We start from the raw sequence: 21,696 nt of genomic DNA on the forward strand, positions 1-21,696 counted from the left end.
CTGCAGATGATGAAGCAATACGGTGTTTCCATTGACATCCCTGCCATTACAAAGCAAGTAATCCAACAGCAAACAACAAGGCCGGCAACAAGCCAAAGCACCCCGGTAACTACCTTAACGGCTAGCTATCCAAAAACACTCCTGGGGGGGCGCCAATATCCTGAGCCAGTCGAATTCAAGGAAGGGAAAACACCTGAATTCAAGTAGGCTTTATCGACAATCATCCGGGAGTGCTGCGGTGCCGTAGTTATCGACAGCATCCATGCACGCTCGCTCACGCTACTGCCCCTTATTTTTTATAAGGGGACACTCTCTTGATTGCCATCATACAAATTTTTTAACTTGCAATACTAATAACACCAGCACGTATCCATATAGCTCTTGAAAAAATCTGACTTTTATCCCTTGATGTGACTCATATCGACTGATGACCGATACGTCGTATAGCTAAAGACTTCCTTTTAACTAGGGTAGTGCGAGGAATTGTTAATGTGAATTTTGAACTTATAAACATAACCCCTGCTAAGTCACCGTTTTTCTCAACTCCTATGTTCGGATTATTAATAGTTTCTCGCACCGCTTCATTAATGATTAAATTGCTGCAACTCCAAGTGCTGCAATCATTTTTATACTGCTGTAGAAGCACTTCTTTAGGAACCTTAAAAATCCATACATTTTCTTAGCTGAAAACCATCTTAATTTTCAGAACTATTCATTTGATTTAAAACAATAATTTTTTATATCATCTGATAGCATGCATAGATCTGATCTTAGCCAAACAATTAGTCCCATTCTAAAGAAAATCAACAGAATACACATACGCGCCTTACGTGTTTATCTATAAATTTATTTACACACTATGTAAAAAATTTAACGCCTTACTTTAATTTTTCTTTAATGCCCATTTTATAAACTAAACGCTCCAAATCCTTCGCCACATGAGTTTTATTTGAACATTTTTGGAAATGTGAGAAAGGATTGCAAATTTTTACTCAAGAGGTTTTAAAATGTATAGTTTATTTGAAAAAGGGGTTTCCTTATTTGCCCGTCGCGCTCCTCAAAATAGTGTTCGAATTGTAGGATATGACGCACAAACGGTTACCGATTTGTATCGATTTAAGTTAAAAAATAACTTTAAATTTATTGATGTAACCGATCCAAAAATATTCAGAGGCGTCTCAGTTGAGCATTATCTTGGCTCTTTAGAGCATTCTGGATTAGGGATGACAACAATGCGTCCTAGCTTTGCTCGTTTTCTGAAATCTAAAGGATATACATGTTTGGATGATTTGAGTCCTGCCGAGAAAAAAGCAATTATGGAAGCGCATGTTCATGGATACTCTCTCACTAAGGGAAACAGCACAAAAGTAGCTCATTCATATTCCTATTCTGCGAGTGTAGCACTTTGCTTTGGAATTGATGCAGCAAGAAAATCTAATTTCCCAGAAACTTCAATAATCGGTATCGCTAGAAAATTCTGCAGCAAAACAGCATGGAATGTGGAATATGATCCACTTAGTATACATGGAGAAGAGCAAGGCACCTCTATATTTTCATATCAATGCGAAGCTATAGTTCCTTATCTTTTTTCTCCCATACATCATTGTATCGTTGTTAACCAAAAGCAACCTGATATGATTCATCTTGATGATTTAAAACAAGCGAAACGTTTTGATGTCTCAGAATCGTCAATACTGGAATTAAGTATTATCCCAGCGGAGAAAATAAAAAAATATCAGCACTTAGAAATTGATAAAGTAATTGCTTATGATGATTTTGTTACCTATGTGTGCGAAAACAACAATCAAAAGGATCCCAAAGCAATTGAATTATATGAAAAGTATAAAAGCATCTTGAAAGAACAAACTGCATTAATCGATGTATCGCTTTGTGAACGAGATCAATGGGTTAATGTAGCAAGTGCAGTAGCTCCTAAAACTTATACGTGTATTTCTGCTCATACAAATGGTTTTACTATTGAATTGCCAACAAAAAATGGAGGAGTATTTGTTGCTAATATCTCTAATATTGAAGCAGTAATGTATCTTGCTCCATTATTTGAAGCAGATCCCCGCCTTACATTAGAGCAGGTGAAACATGGCGAAGTTCCTTGTGCTTTGAATTATTTAACTGAATCAGTAATTAGAAAAAATAAAGATCTCGTTTGTCAAACTGGTTTAGAAAAATGTATTGAAGAAGAACAAAATCCAACGATTAACCTAAGTTAAATAACTTGACTCATGTCTAATTTATGCTAAAAGTCTTGGGTTCTTTCAAGGCTTTTTATTTTTGTTATCCGCAGGCTGCGTTGTATCAGAAGTTATTAGTTAATGTATTACCCTAATTCGCACAATCCTATTCTAAAGATAATCAATAGGATATTCAGACAGTTTGAATCTTAAATAAACCTTACTCGGCACATAAAATTATTTATACCTTACATAAAAAAATTAATGGATTAATTTAATTTTTCTTTAATACCCATTTTATACACTAAGCGAACTAAATGTTTAAAGCGCTATTTGAACATTATTTGGAACTATAAGAAAGGACTGCAAATTATTATTCAAGAGGTATTTTTAAGATGTATGGTTTATATGAATTTGGTGCTTCCTTCTTTGGTCGTCGTGCTGCTCTAAGTGCTGTTCGAATTACTGGAGCCGCTTATGACTCTCACAATATCGTGGCTTTGGAACTTTTTAAGAAAAAACATAATATTAATTTGGTTGAGGTAACTGTTCCATCAATATATAGAGGGGTTTCTGTTGAACATTATCTTGGCTGTTTAGATCGCCCTGGATTAGGGATATCAGCAATGCGTCCTAACTTTGCCCGCTATCTGAAATCTAAAGGATATACCTGTTCGGAAGATTTAAGTCCTTCCGAGAAAAAAGAACTTATCGAGAAGCATGTCAAAGGCTTCTCCCTAGTTAAAGGAAACACAAAATTAGCGCACTCATTTACCCATTGTCCTAGTGTCGCTTTTGGTTTCGGACTTGATGCGGCAAAAAAATCAAACTTCCCAAACATTTCACTAATCGGCGTAGCAGCAAAAGCCCTTGGCATACAGGCATGGGATGTGGAATATGATCCACTTACTATAGAAGGAGAAGAGTTCGGTACTTCTATATTTTCGTATCAATGCGAGACTATAGTTCCTCATCTTCATTTGCCTATAAATCAATGCATTGTTATCAACCAAAAAACATCCGGCATGATTCAGCTTGATGATTTAAGACAAGCGAAACGTTTTGATGTCTCAGAATCATCGATACTCGAGTTAAGCATTATACCAATAGAGAAAATGAAAAAGTATCAGCAATTAGAAATTGATAAAGTAATTGCTTATGATGATTTTGCTACCTACGTCATCGAAAGCAAAGATCCCAAGGATATAAAGAATGCAAAAGCAGCGGAATTATATGCGAATTATAAAGGTATCTTGAAAGCACAAGCTGCATTAGTGAATTTACCACTTTGCGAACGCGATCTATGGATTAATGTAGCCAGTACAGTAGCACCCAACACTTATACGTGTATTTCTGCTCATACAGATGGTTTTACTATTGAATTGCCAGCAAAAAGTGGTGGGGCACTTACGATAACGATTTCGAATATTGAAGCAATAATCTGTCTCGCTCCATTATTTGAAAAGGATCCCACATTAACATTAGATCAAATAAAAAATGGTGAGCTTCCCTGTGCTTTGAATTATTTAACTGAATCAGTAATTAGAAAAAATCAAGATTTAATTTGTCAAACTGGTTTAGAGCAATGTGTTGAACACGAAGAAAATCAAAAACTCGCACTGGTTTAAATAATCCAATTTTTACTCAAAGCCTTGAGTCCTTTTCAAGGCTTTTATTTTTTATTTACACAATAAAATATAGCCACTTTGTGTTAAAGTAATTCGCGAAATAGGTCTTAATACACAATACAAGGATGAGATTCATGTTCACTAAATTAGACACAGCTTTATCGCTAAGAACTAGAATGTCGGAAAATCTTACGATGACAACAGCGATTCCTAGAAGTATACAAAAAATATTTCCTTTTTCTCTGATGAGTCATCCTTTAGCTCCAATCATGCAAAACTCCTTAACCAACAAGGAACTGCACGCGATGCATATTGATGGAGAAGAATTAAAATTAGTTCAACAACTGCGCGAGTCAAACAAGTTTTATATCCTTGAAGATCATAATAAAGTTTTAACTCAATTTTTTTTAGCGAAACAAAAAGAAAATACACCTCTTGGTAATTTGTATAAAGAAATGGATTACTCTGGTTTTTTATCTCGATTAATTACTAAAAAATTTAAGGCTATTTATTCTGATGGTCGATTAGTAATGCCACGTGACCATACTGCTGAATTTGCTAAAGCATTTCAACAAAGAAAAGAAAAATACAATTCATCCCGTAAATTGTTGGAAATAATTGGTACGGCTAAGGATGATGTACTCTATAAAGAGTATTTATCCCTGGAAGAAGGCGCTGTAAGTCCTTTAATTGTACCGCAAGCCTATTTTTTACCTCTTTCAGATGCAAGACGAACCGAATTCTCACCTGTCCTTCATGCGCTTAAATTACAAGGAGGAAATCTGTTTGATGAATGGAATAATGCACACCCCTATCCTGTATCAGTAAGTTATCTTGCAGCACCAGAGTTCCGTAATTGCCTGAGCTTACAATATGATGTATTAGCTTGCGTTCGCTTTGAAAACTCAAACAGCGAGGCAATTCATTTTGAGGAGCGTCAGGCTTTAGCAGTTCAACAACCTGGATTTGCCTCTGTTCTTTCTTCTATTTATGGCGAGGACAATGCATTATCGCGTTTAAATAATTCCCAATCCAAAACGATACCCTTTAATAGCCCTGTATTTGGCAAAGGTGTTTTTTATGTCGATGCGTATAAAAACCGTTTAAAGCAGAATCTCTATCAATTATTACTCCTTGCTGACCTCAGTTTAAGTAAAGAAGGAGTTCTTACGATTAAAGGGATGAGTTTGGGCGCATTCGCAATTCAGGAATTATTATATCCCATGGAATGTATTTTTCATGAGGCGCTGGAAGAAACGCTGGCTACTCTTGATTTGCCGCAAATTAAAAAAATTAAGCTTATGAATTTTCCTTCTGCGCTTGATGTGTTTCGTGATCCTGATGATCGCGAGTACGCTTTATTAATAGGCCATAGAAGTAAAACTAAAACGATCAATGTGCATGGAAGAACCATTGAGATAAATACCTGTCTTGGTGCTCCCTTAGCAGCACAACCCGAAGAACGTTTGGCGACACATATTTGTGGCGATTCATTGTCTTTTCCTGGAAATGAAGTTCATGCGGGGATTCCCCCTAAAGTCAGCAGCGATGATTCCGTCATGCATTATGCAGGAGCCTGTTTCTCGATGATTAAAGATATCGAATCGCCTGTAGAGAGTGTCCAGAGAAAAATCCATGTGGTTAGTGGCAACAGAGCAACTTTATTCAACAAGTATAAATCCAAGCAAAATATTGAAGCTCCGGAACCACAGAACCTATTAACACGCTTAAGAGAATAATTTTATAAATTCCCTCTCCCGGAATTAAGTCCTATACCGAATACGGAGAGGGTACATTTTAGTGTGTTCGCTGTAAGTCCATTTTATTTGGGTGAAAACTGATAAATTTAGCTGCCTATTTCTTTTTTATTCCAGCAACAACCACTTCTTCTTCGTTATCAGTATTATCATCATGAGCTTTTGCAATTTTCTTGGCAAGCTTTTGGTAAAACATTTTACACGACATTTCATCGACACCACCCTGTTTGTTGACATCAAAACGAACACAACGAGCGTCATCGACTTTTTCGACATAAATTTGGTGCCTATCCATTTCTCCATCTTCCCGAACAACGGGATAAGTAACCAGCATTTGATCATAATCTTTAAGCAAAGCTTCTACTTTTTTCTCACTTTCACTTTCACTTGCTTTCACTGTTTTTCTATCATAGGGAATATTATGATCTACAAATACGGCATGTACACCGTCTTTTCCTTTATGGATGAGATCAATTTGGTGTTGTTTTTCTTTTATTGCTTCTTCATAAATATGTTTGGGGTCCCCCTCTCTATAACTGCTATCTCGATAGCCTAATTGCTCCTCAAAATATAAGTTAACCATTGGAGAACAGATACCTTCCTCACCAGGAGACACACCAACTTCATCAAAGAGTTCATCTTGAGTTGTAAATGGTTTTTCAGAACCTGTACGTCCTTCTCGGGACAATGATGCCATTATTTTTTTTGGTGAAGCCAGCTTGTCTAATTCAGAAATGTCTTCTGCTTGGCGAGAGTGTTCGGTATCCGAACGACTTGAAACAGCATTTTTCAAAGCAGTAAACTGAGTTGCAGCAAAATTGGCAATGAATGTAACAGGTGTGAGCAAAAATTTGGCACCAGCCCAAGAATCTACTGGTTCAATATCCCTATTTCTGGCGTTTGATGAACTCTCTTTTTCATCATGATTCGCTTCATAAAACTCAGGGATATTTTCATATTCCTGAAATTCTTTATCTATTTGATTGTAATCCGTATCACAATAATCCTCCCAGGAAATACCGTGCTGACTATCAGATTCTGCAGGCAAGACAGCCTTATCCACTGAAAGAGAGCCTTGAATATCATCAATAATATTAGGATCTCCAAATGCATCATCCATTATCAAATTCCTCCTGAAGATTCATACATTAAAAAAAACATAATATTAACATAATGTAAAATTTATCGCCAAAAAAGAATTTTCCCAACTCGTTACAGTCAGGAAAATGCAAGGAAAATTGAATAGTACAATTTCCCTGCATTGAAGTGTGTTAAGAAACTTAAAAAACGATTTAAGTAGACCTTTCTTTAATACATTCTTATTGCTTTATTGATGAAGGCTTAGTTACGCCTTCACTATTCTCATCACTAGTAGTTTTCTTCTGAAATTTTTGTTCAACTGCCTTTTTAGAGTTTTCAATCATTAGATTGTATAAAAAGTTGTTAGATGATTGAGGAGTGACAAAACCAGGTTGAGAAGTAACACCTCCAGTAAACGTTTCTAAATCAAGAGCGCTTATTTCAACAATTCCTTTTGCTGTGTGAATTACGCTGCCCGCTTTGTCATAATCATCCTCACCTTGTGCAAACTCGTGAGCAATTTCAAATTCAGTCTTTGCATTGGTAACCGCTTCGCTGGGTGGAGGCAGATCAGCTCCATAGTCTTTTTTCGCCTGTTGTTTTGCTTCCGCGTGTTTCTTTAATACTTTGCGGGCTCCAGGTAATAACGGCTTCTGCTTTTTATCAAGAAATACATTAACACTTACCATTTCTTCATTCTTTGTATTTCCTGTCTTTTTATCCAGTTTCTCTCGTTCCTTGCAGTGAAATGTATGCTGTTCACATTCTTCACGACTTGTCGTTGCAGCACCATGAACCGTATCAACCACAGCTTCTAAAATTTTATTTGTTGAACCAACACTTTTCTGGTGCTCCAGATAGTCCACTTCATCCATGCTCGTATCTACTACCTGTTTTGAACTCACCTCATCAGATTCAGTACTAGACACTGTATTCTTCCCACTAAATTGGGTTGTAATCACATCGGTTAGAAAAGTGATGGGGCTTAGTAAAAACTTTGTTCCCGCCCAGAAATCGCTACTCTTCTCAGAACTTTTGTTCGGATTTGATGAAGTGCTCTCATCACCTTCATCATGTATTTCTGGTTCATTATATTCCGTGTCATAAGAGCTAACAGAGGAGGTTTCGAAACTTTCTTCACTCAATGAGAGAGTAACAGTAGTAGTAATAGAAGGCTCGCTTGGTTCGGCTTGTGTTTGACTTGAGTTACTTAAAGATTGTTCACTAATGCTAATACTGGAATCCTTTTTATCTTCTATGGCATCATCTAACTCAAACCCCATATCCGGCATATATTTCGACTGCATACTACTACCCTCTAAAAATTATTGGATTTATATTTTTGGAGGCAGCATTCTAAATGATCTAAATTAAGGCAACATTAACAACCATTACCTCTCCTGGGCATTTTGTTATCAATTTTATTATGCGATTGATTTGTTTTTATTTGTAGCAACTATTTTCAGGATACCGCAAAGATAGAAATTTCAATGTTATATTTATAAGATAATTGAATATTAGGTACGATGTCTCATATCAGTTTTTGCTTCCTCCTCATTATAAGCAGGAGTCGGAGTCAGTTTTTTCACTTGTTCTTCTTTTTCTTTAATAATTTGCTTGCAGCTTTGCAAAAGGGTACGATCATATTCTTCTGATGGTACATATTTGAGATACTCTTCGACCGCTTGTTTTCTTAAAAAAACCTCAAAATTTTTATAGTCTTTTTGTCCTTCACTCAAGCTGAATTCTTTTACAAACCAATCATGAATAATAGTTTTGAAATTGGCATAATAACAAATTCCAGCCTTGAACATTTTACACGCAAGTGCTGTGGACGGATTATTTTCCACGTGAAAATCAGCTTGAGCTTTTTCAGGAATTTTATTAAAGATTAAACCTTTTGCAGTTTCTTCATCAGCATATTGCGCCTGGTGAAGTAAATAGAGAATGTCTTGAATAACATTTTTATCTTTTTTAAATCGTATCGTTTTAACTGGCCATGCTGTGTTCTCATCCTTTTTTTCATGCCATGGTCCTCGTTCAACTAAACTTAACACAATATTCTCACCCTGTTTTTCAATGCTAACCCCAACTACATGAGAAATCCAACCCGTATGAGTTAATAAAGGTTGGCCAGAAAGTATATTATCAGCGACTTTATCTATATTTCCGAAGACCTCATCAATTGAAAGAAAATTATCGAATAGATTGATAATTTTTTTATAATGTTTTTGTTTTATTGATTCTTGTTTATCTGCAAATTGAATGAGTGATTCTTTCAAAAAAGGAATAATATTTTTGGGGTAATTACCACACTGAATAAATTCATTTTTTTCTGGTTCTTGGGAAAGCTTTTGAACACCAAATACAAAATATAACTGCTGTTTTGCAAAAAAACTTCTTAATGATTTTTCATCTATTTCGAATTTTCTATGGTTAACTTTTTTATTAAATTCAACAACTTCTTGATTTGTTACTTTTGGTAAACCATAGTAAATTGTTTCCATATCTCTTATCGGAGTACGACCAAAAATATTTTTAAGATCTAAACGCCCTCCTAACTCATATAATTTTTGAGCAGTAGTAATATTTTTATCGCGAAGCAAATAATGCATAATACTTCTACCTAAATTGTCCTGCTTGTTAATAAGTGATGCATTTACTAATTTTCTTTCAATTAGTTTTTCAATAACAGCAGCAGGGCAAAGATGCAGAAAGGTTTCTCCTTTCTTATTGACTTGACCTACATCAGCTCCTTTATCGATCAAAGCAGCCAATACATCTGCTTGGCCTTGCTTAGCAAGTAAATGCAGACAGGTATTTCCTTCTATATCTTTTACTGTAAAAAAATTATTGGGAATCAATCCGTCGTTTGCAAGTAAACGAAGTTGATCTGGATGATATTGAGAAAGTTCATGAATCCAACTGTTTCCATTTTGATTAATAACTGGGGCTCCAGTAGGATCTAAAGCCGGTAAAAGTATTTTTAAAAGCTCAATATTTCCAGATCGTGCTGCAAGATGTAAAGCACTATCATCATTGCCATCCTGACTTTCTAAACTTGCAGTAATAACAGGTAAAATTTCTTTTTCTTTAAGAATCATTTCTAGAAAAGGAACACTATCAACTCTATGAACCAGCTCGTGAAGCCAAGTATTTTTATTGCCCCAATTGGCTAATCCAATGAAATCTAGTGTATTTTTCCGCAGTAAAATTATTAAGATATCAAAAAAACCATTTCGCGCCGCGAGGGATAATGGAGTATCATCGCCTCCAATAAGACGACTTGTTTTGTAAAGCATTTCACCCTTCAAATAACCGCTATCACTGATTTCGCGAATGAAGTTTAAATCCCCTCTTTCAATAGCCTTATACAGAGGCACTGGTTCATCATGATATTTGGTAGACATTTTTTCATATTTAATCAATACCTTATCTACAACTTTGGTTTTTTGATTCCAAGGAGTTTCACCAAAGCTATTTCTCAAAAATAAAAAATCATTGGTTACATCATGAGCCATACAACTTTTAACACAGAAATCAATGAGGTCTTCCTCCCTTGTTCGAGAAATTTTATGAAGTAAAGTATCACCTTCAAAATCTGGGGTTAGAATGAGTTCGTAGCTTAAAAGATTTTTTTTAATTAATTCCCGTAACCATGAATAATTTTTTTTTCGTGCAGCAATATGGACTAGATTCTCTCCTTTGGTGTTTTTCTCGAATAAAAGCTCAGAATCATTAAGTTCTGCCAATAGAGCGGAGTCGTTAGACTCAACTGCCTCTACAAACTTAGAATGCATGATCAATATCCAAAACCTTCTCTATTTTAATAATAGATCAACCATACTAATATATAAAAATACACACACATTAGTGCAGGGGTAAACCTCCTTCTAACCATGCGCTAACTACAACGCCTACGTAAACTTATCACAATTAAGTAACACTTAATTGATGCTAAATTACTAGGCATATGGAGAATTCTCTTAAATCTATGGGGCAACAGTTTCTCTAGTATCGTTGTCGTGCTTGGTTGAGATAAAATCTGACATGCTTTTAACTAGTTTATCGCATTGCTCCGACAAAAACTCAAACATTGTAAACAGCAATCTACTCACTCCGGCTGGAGTAGTAAACAATTTTCCGCACAAAAGGAGTGCTGCCGCGAATATATTTTTTATAATGCTTGGTTCAAAATCCGCATGAGCCGAGACTTTTTCCAATCCTAATCCGTAAAAGAATTTACTGTACTTACCGCGTGTAATTTTCTGAATGATTTCAGGAAATTCTTCATCTTTAAACTCATAAATACCATCATTGCAATCGAAGTAGTGATAAATACCCTCATCGATTTTTTTTATCGAGAGCGCATGTCCACAAATAAGTCCAAAATACTTCAAGATTACAGCGTCACCATTATTGACCAACATCGTCTTTATATCTTTTGTTATTTCATCCTCATTCCAATCCAAATACATACCAGGAATCCATCCGCTCTTTGCAGAGGGTATAAATTGAGACCATTGGGCGTATACAATATCTTCAGTTAGTGGAATCTCCTTTTCAGTTTCCTCAGCATTTTCAGGAAGCGCTAAATTTCCTTTAGCCCAAAAGAAGCTGTATCCATAACAAGCCCCCAATTTGGTTTTAGAAGATTGTTTTAAATTGAAAATTTTTCTCATAATACACCATATCGACTCAAAAATAACCAAGACGGGCAATCATATCACAACCCGACCAATTAATGTTAAATTATTAATCAATTCGGTTTGTTGTGGAGGATTTTGCTGAGCTCATTCTATTATTGAACCAACTATTCGATTTTATTCCATTCCCATCAAGATGAAATTAACTCATTTGAATATCATCACTTTTATTTCTATATTTTAAATTAATGAATAAAAACTGAAGCATAGATAAGGAATGCTATGAATAATCAGAATGAATTGACTCGACAACAACAAAAATTACTTCAAATTTGGGAAAATCATACTCGATATGAATTTGAAGCGAAAAATGTTAACCAAACTATGGAAACAATGATTGATAATCCCTATGTAAATCATGTGCCTACAATGATGGGAGGATTTGGGAAAAAAGAGGTAGAACAATTTTACAGCACGTCTTTTATTCCGCAAATGCCTCAAGATACGGAAACAACACTTGTATCAAGGACTATAGGACCGAATCAGATTGTTGATGAACTCATTTTTAAATTTACTCATTCAATTCGCATGGATTGGATGTTAAAAGGCATTGAACCCACAGGAAAACGAGTAGAAATTCCTCTAGTAGCGATAGTTGCCTTCCAAGATGAGAAAATTGCTAGCGAACATATTTATTGGGATCAAGCCTCTGTTTTAGTTCAATTAGGATTGATTCACTCTGATAATTTGCCTGTATATGGAATTGAGACCACGCATAAAGTTATGGAACTTAAAAATCGAACCAATTGCTGAACGACACTCTCTACTGAAGGAGTTTCTTTCCTTATCAATTTGTAATTTCACAGTCATTCCTCAGCATTTTCCTCAAGAAGACTCAGTCTAAACGTCTCTATGTACTAAGTGGACCGCATTGATGCTCTAATAATAATCAATTCAATTATTGAGGAGCATGCTCAATAATTCAAAATTTATTTTATTTTCAACAAAAAATAATGTAAACCTTAGTTATTTGCATTAGTAGTATACTTAATAATAGAAGAGTAACTATTTAATTTTCGTCGACAATTTTGTCATGCAAAATGAGACTGGAATAGAAAATCATGCCCGAAAAAATTTTTTTTATATTTTCTTTAATTTTGCTCGCGGGCTTTGTATGTCAATGGCTTGCTTCGCACCTAAAATTGCCTGCAATAATTTTTTTACTTCTTAGTGGAATTTTTTTCGGTCCAATAATGCATTGGCTCAGACCTGATGAGCAATTAGGTGGAATACTTTCTCCTTTTGTCTCTTTTTCAGTTGCAGTCATTCTGTTTGAAGGCAGCATGACTTTAAAGTTTTCTAAAATCGGGGGTATTGGTTCTGTAATCCGTAATTTAATTAGTGTGGGAGCGCTCATTACATTCTTATGCGTGGCTGTGGCAACCCATTTTTTAATTAAATTCTCATGGGAAATTTCTTTCTTATTTGCTTCACTCATGGTAGTGAGTGGTCCCACAGTGATTGCACCCATGTTACGAATTTTGCGACCGAATGCACATGTAGCTAATGTTTTACGGTGGGAAGGAATTTTAATTGATCCTATTGGTGCTATTCTTGCAGTTTTAGTATTTGAATTCATTGTTTCAAATACATTAACCGACGGCTTTATCTCTGGGGCATTTTTTTTTGGAAAAATAATTTTAAGTGGTATCTCTTTAGGTATTATTGGCGCTCTGTCTATAGGGGTAGCATTTAAAAAATACTGGATTCCTCAATACCTGCAAAACTTTGCTGTATTAAGCGCCATCAGCCTTATTTTTGCAACTTCTACTATTATTTCCGAATCGGGTTTACTTGCTGTAACCGTAATGGGACTTACGCTAGCTAATATTAAAGGCATTGAGTTAGACGATATCTTGAATTTCAAGGAAAGTTTGAGTTTAGTCCTTTTATCTCTCTTATTCATCATCTTAGCTGCACGCATTGATTTATCCTCATTTATTGATTTAGGGTACCCTGCACTTTTATTGTTTTTGGTAATACAATTTATAATTCGACCTCTAAATGTTTATTTATCCTCTTTAGGCTCTACATTAACTATGCCTGAACGCCATATGATTGCATGGATTGCACCTCGAGGAATTATTGCTGCAGCGATATCTGCTTTATTTGCCATGCGATTAGGCAGCTTAGGTTTTTCTGAAGCATCAAAGCTGGTTCCTTTAACATTTCTTATGATCATTGGTACCATTGTTTTACAAAGTCTTACGGCGAAAAAAATTGCTCTAAAATTGAAGGTTGCAGAACCTGAACCTCAAGGTTTTTTGATCATAGGTGCGAATAAAGTTGCTCTGGCAATCGCAAAGCAGCTGCATGAAAACAATTTTTATGTATGCCTTATTGATGAAGATTGGTCTGCTCTTAGCAACGCCAAAATGAAAGGGTTCGCAACGATTTGGGGAAACCCAATTTCTCAACATGTTGAAGACAACCTTAATTTACTCAAAATCAAGCACTTACTAATTCTTACACCCTATTTGCAGTTAAATATTCTTGCAGCAAAACATTACCGCTATTTTTTTCCAGAACGAGAAATTTTTGCCATTCAAACAGTACTTCCTCAAGAAGGACAAAGGGAGGAAAAATTTAGTTTTAAACACAGTGGTAGAGATATTTTCAAACAAGATGTTACCTATCAATGCATAGAAAATTTATTGAATCTAGGCTGCAAAATAAAAACCACTTTAATAACAGGGCACTTTTCCTACGAGCAGTATCTAAATATACGTAGCGTCCCTTTATTTGCAATTGATCCCAAGGGTTGTATCTATGTTTTTACAATTAAACCTACTTTTACCCCAACTAAAGGGTGGAAAATCATAGGAGTATCTTAATTAATTATCAGGAAATAGTGCAATTTTTGCTCCGCAAATCGATTAACTCAAGAAATCCAAGCAGATTATCTCAGAGGTGCGACCTTACTGTACCCAGCCCCCTTTCAAGGTCATCCCCCCCTTGAAATGAAAAATTTTATAATTATTTTACAAGAACACTCGCAATAAATACTCAAAATGATGTAAAATTAGCCATATTTTGATATATAGGGTACTTTCTTGAAATCGATTGATATTGAAAAAAACATACACGCACTAGAAGAACGAATGTCTCGAGTTGAAAAGATTAATGGCATCGTATCACCGACCGCACAACAACAATCTAAATCAATTAAAAACAAAAAAAATACTGACAAAGCAATACCCAAGCCTATGTCAGGTAATTGGTTAGGTTTTGTTGCATCTGTTTGTTTTATTCTAGCCGCATGCTTCATTGTTAAATTATCAATTGAATCTGGGTGGTTAACTCATGAAAAGCAACTTGGCGTAGCAACATTATTTGGAATGGCTTTATTTACCGCAGGAATTGCTATTTCCAATGCAGATAGAATATATGCCTGCTTTTTACCAGCTGCTGGAGCAATAGTACTTTATTTTACCTGTTATGCAGCATATCAATATTATTTGCTGATTTCATTTCAAACAGTCATTGCCATATCGACCATTATCTCAGGGATTTCTATTTGGTTTTATTTACGGTTTAAACATGATATTTATGCAATTGTTGCTGCATTAGGTGCATACCTTGCCCCTATTATTGCCGGTGTTGAAAATAATGCTATTTTTTCTTTGTATTATTTCACTATTTGTTCTTTGAATTTTGCAACACTTGCTATTTGGGTGGAGTCACGAACTTTAACTATGATTTCAGCTTACTTAGCAATATCAATCACAGCAATCGTTGGGCTAGAACTTAATCAAGATGTGTTAATCGCTACAGTACTTGCTCTCAATTTTCTTATTTATTCAATTGGTACTCTATTTTTTACTCAATTGACCAAAAAATCGCTCACAGAAAGAGAGTCATGGAGCCTTTTCCCTGTCTTATTAGTTTTCTATGCAATGGAGTATTATTATCTCAGTCGTATTGATCATACCCTAGCTTCCTGTGTTTCCTTAGCATCAGCAGCTCTTTTAGTCGGACTCTATTGCTCAGCTAAAAGATGGTTTCCTGATCGTCGTTTTAACAGCCGTAATGTACTGCTTACCTTTGTAACACTTGTCTGTTTCCATTCTATTTATCTTGGCCTTTTGCCGTTAAGTTTAAGGCCATGGCTTTTTGCAATAATTGTTGTTGCTTACACCCTCTTCCATGAAAAAATTAAATTGATTCAATGGAGTATTCCATTCTTAATCCCATTTATAGCGCTCTCTGCTATTTTGGGTATTGAATACCTAAGTATATTGGGCCACTTAGTGAATGACAGTGGATTGTCTTGGACTTTAGTGGCTTGGGTTTCTTTTGCCAGCATTTGGTATTTATTAATACAAAATCGCCAGGAAATAGTTTATCGAGAAGAATATTATTATGCGGTATTGGCAGCCGCACATCTCCTGGCGATCATGAGTCTTTATCAAATGACCGCTGAATACAGCACCTTGGCTGTTTCTGCTTCCTGGCTTATGTATGTTCTTATCATCCTGCGCGTTTCAACACTGCGCAATGATGTACTTATTGCAAAGTCAGTTCTCCTTGTTTTATTTTTTGCTGCAGGAAAGGCTTTACTTTATGATGCATCATCAAGCCCAACAATTATTCGGACATTATCGCTTATCCTTACTGGAGTTGTTTTGTATGCTTCAGGGCTTGTCATTAGAAAAAAAACGAATTGGAGAAGTAGGCTAATTGAAAGTCATTCTAAAAGTGTCGAAATAGATTGATAAGCATCAGAATCTGCCAATCGCTTGCAAAATAAGTTGGGCCAAATTGACACATTACAAGCGCTTTTAATCGATGAAGAACCGTCCTTAATCCATACTGATGTGCTGAAGATGAAGATGTGTCGATCTATCTAGGATAGTTAAAGGCAACCATTTTTATTGTGCAACAACACTGTTTTTAGATAATTTTTCCTCATTCAACTTAAGCCGATTTAAAGTAATTAAGCTGAAAAAACCAATCAAGCACAGTAAGCACATAAAAGAACTTACATCCTTAATACCAATGACGCTTGTGATGAAACTAAATAAGGCGGAGCAGTTGAATTGACAAAAGAGGGTTAAAGCTAAAGCCAATGCCATTTGTTTCGGGAAAGGACGTACGACTGCGGAAGTTGCACTCGCCACAATAAATCCGGTGCCAAAATAATAGACAACCATTGGGATAATAAAGATAAGATAAATCGTGTCGGAAAGTAGACTAAACAGCCACATTAAAACTGCAGAAAAAGCAAAAAAATAAACCCCAAAGGCGGTGAGTTGCCTGCTCGAGTAATATTTAACTAAGATACCGCAGCACGCGGTTCCCAATAAATGCATTATTGCCATAACTGTTTTAGCAAGACCATACTGCGTAGAAGTCCATTGAGCACCTTTAATCAAAATAAATGATGCAGAAGTATTAAAAGCAGATTCACCAGCCATCATCAATGCGGAAATCAATAAATAACCAACAAAAATAGGATGTCGAAAAACAGTGGTGATGATTTCTTTAAAACTCAATAGACTTCTTCGGAAACTCGCTACAGAGAGAGAAGTTCGATGATTTGGTTTTGTTTCTTGTATTCCTATACTCAAAGGAAATAGAAGTAGCGCATATAATGCGATGATTATCGATGCAGTCTGCCAACTCCAATGACTATTAATTAAGCCGCCCAAAAAAGGTAAAAAGCATATAAAAAGACCTCCCAGAGTAAAAAACCAAGCAAAGTATTGGGTTGCATGTTGTTCGTCATGAGTATCGTTAATCATTGCCCTACCCATAAGCAACGTTGCTCCTACAGCTATTCCCTGAAAAAAACGACAAAGTAATAAAGCCTCAATAGAAGGACTCAATGCAGCGAGAAAATTAGAGGTCAGATACAATAACAATCCCCAAATAAATATAGGTTTTCTGCCATAACGTTCAGAAAGAATTCCCCACACGATCATACTCAATGCCTTGCCAAGTAAAAAAAGACTAATAGTTAGTTGCGCGATATTCGGTTGCACTGAAAAGGAACTGGCTAATTTAGGTAAAGCTGGGGTAATAAAATGAATATCCAAATTTCCAAAAAACCAAGTAAATAATATGAGTAGAAGTGCTTTATTGGTCATGATGTTCTATCAGAATACGTATTGGAAATCTGAGGTACTGGATTGATAAAAAATCCATGAAACCCCGCCACAAAAAGAGCAAATAAACCATAGAAACTTGCAAGAATTATAAACAGTGTCGAATAAGACAGCCAACTCATCAGCATGCCTCCGAGCAATAGTCCAATGAGATTTCCCAGTTTGGCAAAAGAATTTGCTAAACCGAGTGCGTAGCCTGGTAAAGAATAACGATCACTTAAAAGAGCACATAGTGCAGGTAATAGAGCAGCTAAAACTATTCCCCATAAGATACGGAAACAGGCAAAGAGAAAGAGATTGTTTGCAGTTGCTTGACATAACATAAGAATTACACCGAGTACACTGTAACGTATTAAATAGCGATGTACTAAAAAAATGTCGCCTCGACATTGATCAAACTGACGCCCACACCATTCAGAACTCGCTAACATTCCAGCTGCAGGAAGAGAATAAAGCAGACCGATAAGAATTAAATTATGAGAAAAAGAATCGTTTATAAATAAAGACAATCCCGGATCAGGTAAAAACTTAATGATTTGGGTTAAGGTAATTAAAAAACATAGAAAGTATATAGGCTTCGAGTCAACAAACAATCTATTGGATTTTTGATCCTGATTTTTATCCATTTTTTTTTGTGTTGCCGGCAGGTAATAGTGCATAATAAGTGTTATAGCCAAGCAAATAGCTGTAGCTATCCCATATAATCCTTGGTAATTGGTAACGGCTAAAATGATTCCCCCTATGAAACCAGCCAGAGTAGTAGCAATCGCCTTTGCAGATTGTAAACGCGCCAGCTGTCGACTTTTATGCTGCCATTCACAAAGACTTAATGAATAAGTTTGCATGGATACAATAAAGCCAGCGAAAGCCCCCTGAAAAACACGAATGATTAAAATCCAGACAAGAGAATGAGCAAACATCATAGCCAGTTGGGTAAGCACCAATGCCCAGGCTGCACGCATTAACATCGATTTATAACCATAACGATCAGCCGCAATCCCCCAAATTGGCGCCATGATGATGTTGGCAAGCATAGGCAATACGAAACTGAGCATACTATAAAATACCACATCCTGAAGTGCCACTTCACTTTGGGAGGCAAGGAGCAAAGACAAAAAAGGATTCGTCATTTCTAAAGCCAAGATCATAAAAAATTGACTGATTAAAATGAGCGGCTGAAGTGATTTAGGCATAATTTCTGCTCAATGGATTTCTGATCATAGAAAATAAATCTTGGTTTTGATTTTCATGAAGTCGCATAGCCAGCAAACATTTTTGTTGCCAAGGTTCAACAAGTAATTTCGTTCGATGCCAATGATAAATTTGGGGTTCAGTTTCCGTTCTTAGTTCTTCTAAAATATGATCTAGAATTTGCCTTACCCTTTGCCAAAGGATAGGCTTAGATAGCTTATAATCGACACTCAAACAATCAATCGCATAAGCTAAATTGCTCAGCAAATTACCATGTATAAATTTATTGCTCAGTTCACTTAACCCAGTACAGGTTATGGTTGAATCTGGATGTAGTGCGGGTTTAATAACTTTCTCATAAAGTGGATGACTGCAAATTTTTATGCCTCCTAGATCACGTATTACAAGCCCCGAAGGACGATTTGCTTGAAAAATAATTAACGTATTTTGTTGGTGGGCTTCCAATGCAATCCCATAACGTAATAACAGATGTAACTGACTTGCCAAAACGTAGCGGCAATAATCAGTAAAGTAATTTACTGGATTACTTTGGCTAAGTTCAATGAGTTCGCTCAATAAAGATCGTTGACTCATCGGTGATCGTTTAAAGAGAGATGCCACAGGAACAAGTTTTTGGTTTAATCTTATCCATTGCAAAGGGTTTTCACGAACTATGAGTCCCAAATGTTTCTTTTCATTATCAGGAATAAATGGATGTAACGCATTGATGCCCGCTAAATCACGTGCCAAAAATAATTGCCCTCTATAATATTGATTTTGCGCAAGCAATTCATTGATCCATTGTGACAATGCGGACGAATTACTTACTGATGCTGGAGAAACCGTACGCAATGAGGATGTAGTATGTACGCCAACAGCCAATTTAAGATGTGGGCCATGTTTTGCGAGTGGCATCATCGTACGAAATGACATTGAAGGTTTTGTTTGTTGATATACTGGATTGACGATAAATTGGTTTCCTTCAAATAAAGGTTTTGTGAGTGTTTGTAATTTGTTAGCCCACTGCCAAGGATGAATAGGAAGCGGGTAATAATCTTCAGATTTCAACTTTTTTAATCGTAGCGATTCACTCCACGCACTGTATTCTTTGGGAAAGTGATTACTAAATAACCAATGAAATACTGACTTTGATGTTGAGGTAAATGCGAGAGAATGATGAATTGCAGCCCAACAAATAGTGACTTCTGAATTAAATTCAGGAGAATATTGTATAACCTCTCTCCGGTTAAACCCTATTTTGGCGCGAAAATTAGGATGAGATGGATGCCCCATGCAACCCCATTGTTCTAAGAAATTAAGTACTTGCTGCTGATCAAATTGCTCGATTAACCAAGACCATAAATTTGAGTACCCCTTGGCCTGTTGTTTTATTTTTTTATGCCATTGATATTGATATGCAAGAGCTAGAGCTTGATTCGCAATGCTTTCATTTAACTCCTCATTTAATGAATGCCAGTGTTTCAATTGAATCTTCCTTTTTTTTGAATAAATCTTCAGGAGATCAAGATAGGTAGCAATGGATTGGCTCGTTACTTTTTTATCAATTAACCCTTCTGAAAAAGCCGCTCTTTTTAACCGATTGAAACACTGCTGATAGGAGGTAAAAAGAAAACCTTCCATTTGTTTGGATGACACAGGAAAATCAGTATCCAATAATAATGAACGCAATTGAACGTTCAGCTCATTAACGTGAGAATTCGATAAAATCATACACACCACCCTCTTTATTGTCTTATAGCTAAAGTTGTTATTTATTGAGACAACTTTCTGATTGCCCATGCCCAAATCATTCAAGACAATCAAAATGAGAATCATTATCATTTGCAATATAAACGATAATGATTCTCATTTGCAATAAGTTGCAACGAATTTTTATAAAGAATGTTTCTGTAAGAATTTAAAAATTCAATATGAGCTGCAAAGCAAACGTATTTACTTTCGCAGACGACCCTACAATAGTCTTAGTTAAGCCCGAGGCTTCATCATTGGAACTGTATTCATAATCTTTGAAATATTGAAACTGCGCCGTAAGATAGCGTTTGGGATATGCAGCAAGACCTACACCAAGTCGCTTCTTTGGTATTCTTAATGCTAGAGCTTCATAAGAATATTCATAAAATCCAATCAATTTCACTGGAGTTTTTTTTATCATTAACTCATAACTGCTTTGAAGGCTAAAAGCTTGGGGTTTAGCCCCCTTTCTATTATAGCTGAGCTCCGAAAGTTGGAATGGATGAAGCGCGGTAACATAAGTTAAATTGATACCTGCTTTTTTATAATTTAAATTTGCATAAGCAGCAAAACCGGGAACTTTGCTGTGAATGGCTCTCTCCAAAAAACCGCCAAACCCTTTATTGTATTGAAAAAGCTGACTATCAGCTAAAGAGTATAGATAGCTGCCACCAATATCATAGTTCTTTTTATGAGTACCTACGTTTAAATTGTAATAAGGGAGGGAAGAAGAGCTGATACGTGAATAGGGAGAAAATAAAGACACATTCATATAATAATCTGCGTCATACCCAATTACTGCAGTTAATTCATTCGTTTGACCCAAAGCTTTTGTCAGAGGTTTGTAAATAAGATCACTCTTATAGTTGCCAAAAGCCAACCATTTTTTCCCTCCCTCAAGGTACCAGTGTGAATTGGGATTTTTAAGCTCATGATAAAGTTGATCAAAATAAAATTGCGGGTTAATGGGAGTAGGTAATGTATTGTATATCAACAATCCTTTCGTTTTATTCCAATCATTAATTTGCAATTCAGAACCTAATTTAACGTTTGATAATTGCTGGTTAAGCAAATACTTTTCTCCTTGAGCTGCTGAATTGGTCGCATTAAAAAATACATGCCCTTCATAGGAGAATCGTTTAGGACGCCATTCTAATACTGCGTTTTTTGCAAAAATATTAAATGGCATCAGCAAAATTGCAGTAAAAATTGCAATTATTTTAATCATGATTAATAAAAATTATTAAAAGCGACATACATCCTAATTGATAATGATAATCATTATC

At 35.8% G+C, this 21,696-nt stretch carries 14 protein-coding genes and 1 pseudogene; 7 read left to right on the forward strand and 8 right to left on the reverse strand.

Annotated features, from left to right (window positions below):
• The 4 genes and pseudogenes from Lani_RS20375 to Lani_RS01525 all read left to right on the forward strand — a co-directional run.
• A pseudogene (locus tag Lani_RS20375) lies at positions 1–207 on the forward strand (tetratricopeptide repeat protein); the annotation flags it as partial.
• A gap of 800 nt (positions 208–1,007) precedes the next feature.
• Complete coding sequence (locus tag Lani_RS01515; RefSeq protein WP_019232109.1) at positions 1,008–2,228, forward strand: hypothetical protein; 1,221 nt, start codon at positions 1,008–1,010, stop codon at positions 2,226–2,228.
• Positions 2,229–2,584: 356 nt separating this feature from the next.
• Positions 2,585–3,817: a hypothetical protein gene (locus Lani_RS01520; RefSeq protein WP_019232108.1), complete on the forward strand. Its 1,233-nt coding sequence runs from the start codon at positions 2,585–2,587 to the stop codon at positions 3,815–3,817.
• 134 nt (positions 3,818–3,951) lie between these two features.
• Positions 3,952–5,556 carry a hypothetical protein gene (locus tag Lani_RS01525; protein ID WP_019232107.1) on the forward strand — a complete coding sequence of 535 codons (1,605 nt, stop codon included), beginning with the start codon at positions 3,952–3,954 and terminating at the stop codon, positions 5,554–5,556.
• Positions 5,557–5,671: 115 nt separating this feature from the next.
• On the opposite strand, the gene Lani_RS01530 is transcribed toward Lani_RS01525, so the two are convergent.
• The 4 genes from Lani_RS01530 to Lani_RS01545 form a co-directional block, all read right to left on the reverse strand.
• Positions 5,672–6,694, reverse strand: a complete 1,023-nt coding sequence (locus tag Lani_RS01530) for a hypothetical protein (protein WP_058388358.1) — start codon at positions 6,692–6,694, stop codon at positions 5,672–5,674.
• A gap of 199 nt (positions 6,695–6,893) precedes the next feature.
• Positions 6,894–7,961, reverse strand: a complete 1,068-nt coding sequence (locus tag Lani_RS01535; RefSeq protein WP_019232104.1) for a hypothetical protein — start codon at positions 7,959–7,961, stop codon at positions 6,894–6,896.
• Between the two features lie 210 nt (positions 7,962–8,171).
• Positions 8,172–10,175, reverse strand: a complete 2,004-nt coding sequence (locus Lani_RS01540; protein WP_019232103.1) for an ankyrin repeat domain-containing protein — start codon at positions 10,173–10,175, stop codon at positions 8,172–8,174.
• Between the two features lie 471 nt (positions 10,176–10,646).
• A complete protein-coding gene (locus tag Lani_RS01545; RefSeq protein ID WP_019232101.1) occupies positions 10,647–11,336 on the reverse strand; it encodes a hypothetical protein in 690 nt (229 codons plus the stop codon).
• A 246-nt stretch (positions 11,337–11,582) separates the two neighbouring features.
• Here Lani_RS01545 and Lani_RS01550 point away from each other — a divergent pair, with 246 nt between their 5' ends.
• From Lani_RS01550 to Lani_RS01560, 3 genes are all read left to right on the forward strand, one after another.
• Entirely contained in the window at positions 11,583–12,113 is a 531-nt protein-coding gene (locus tag Lani_RS01550; protein WP_019232100.1) for an ester cyclase, read from the forward strand.
• 308 nt (positions 12,114–12,421) lie between these two features.
• Positions 12,422–14,194, forward strand: a complete 1,773-nt coding sequence (locus tag Lani_RS01555) for a cation:proton antiporter (protein WP_019232099.1) — start codon at positions 12,422–12,424, stop codon at positions 14,192–14,194.
• 219 nt (positions 14,195–14,413) lie between these two features.
• Positions 14,414–16,075: a DUF2339 domain-containing protein gene (locus tag Lani_RS01560; RefSeq protein WP_019232098.1), complete on the forward strand. Its 1,662-nt coding sequence runs from the start codon at positions 14,414–14,416 to the stop codon at positions 16,073–16,075.
• A 156-nt stretch (positions 16,076–16,231) separates the two neighbouring features.
• Here the strand turns inward: Lani_RS01560 and Lani_RS01565 are convergent, their stop codons facing one another.
• From Lani_RS01565 to Lani_RS01580, 4 genes are all read right to left on the reverse strand, one after another.
• The gene (locus Lani_RS01565; RefSeq protein WP_019232097.1) at positions 16,232–17,449 is read right to left on the reverse strand and encodes an MFS transporter; all 1,218 of its coding nucleotides are present in this window, start codon (positions 17,447–17,449) and stop codon (positions 16,232–16,234) included.
• The gene (locus Lani_RS01570; protein WP_019232096.1) at positions 17,446–18,660 is read right to left on the reverse strand and encodes an MFS transporter; all 1,215 of its coding nucleotides are present in this window, start codon (positions 18,658–18,660) and stop codon (positions 17,446–17,448) included. The genes Lani_RS01565 and Lani_RS01570 overlap by 4 nt, the downstream gene beginning before the upstream one ends.
• Positions 18,653–20,389 (reverse strand): IucA/IucC family protein, encoded by a 1,737-nt coding sequence (locus Lani_RS01575; RefSeq protein WP_019232095.1) that lies wholly within the window; start codon positions 20,387–20,389, stop codon positions 18,653–18,655. The genes Lani_RS01570 and Lani_RS01575 overlap by 8 nt, the downstream gene beginning before the upstream one ends.
• Positions 20,390–20,576: 187 nt before the next feature.
• Positions 20,577–21,638, reverse strand: a complete 1,062-nt coding sequence (locus Lani_RS01580; RefSeq protein WP_019232094.1) for an LbtU family siderophore porin — start codon at positions 21,636–21,638, stop codon at positions 20,577–20,579.
• Between the last annotated feature and the right edge of the window lie 58 nt (positions 21,639–21,696).

This window comes from Legionella anisa (assembly GCF_001467525.1).
Taxonomy (GTDB): Bacteria; Pseudomonadota; Gammaproteobacteria; order Legionellales; family Legionellaceae; genus Legionella; species Legionella anisa.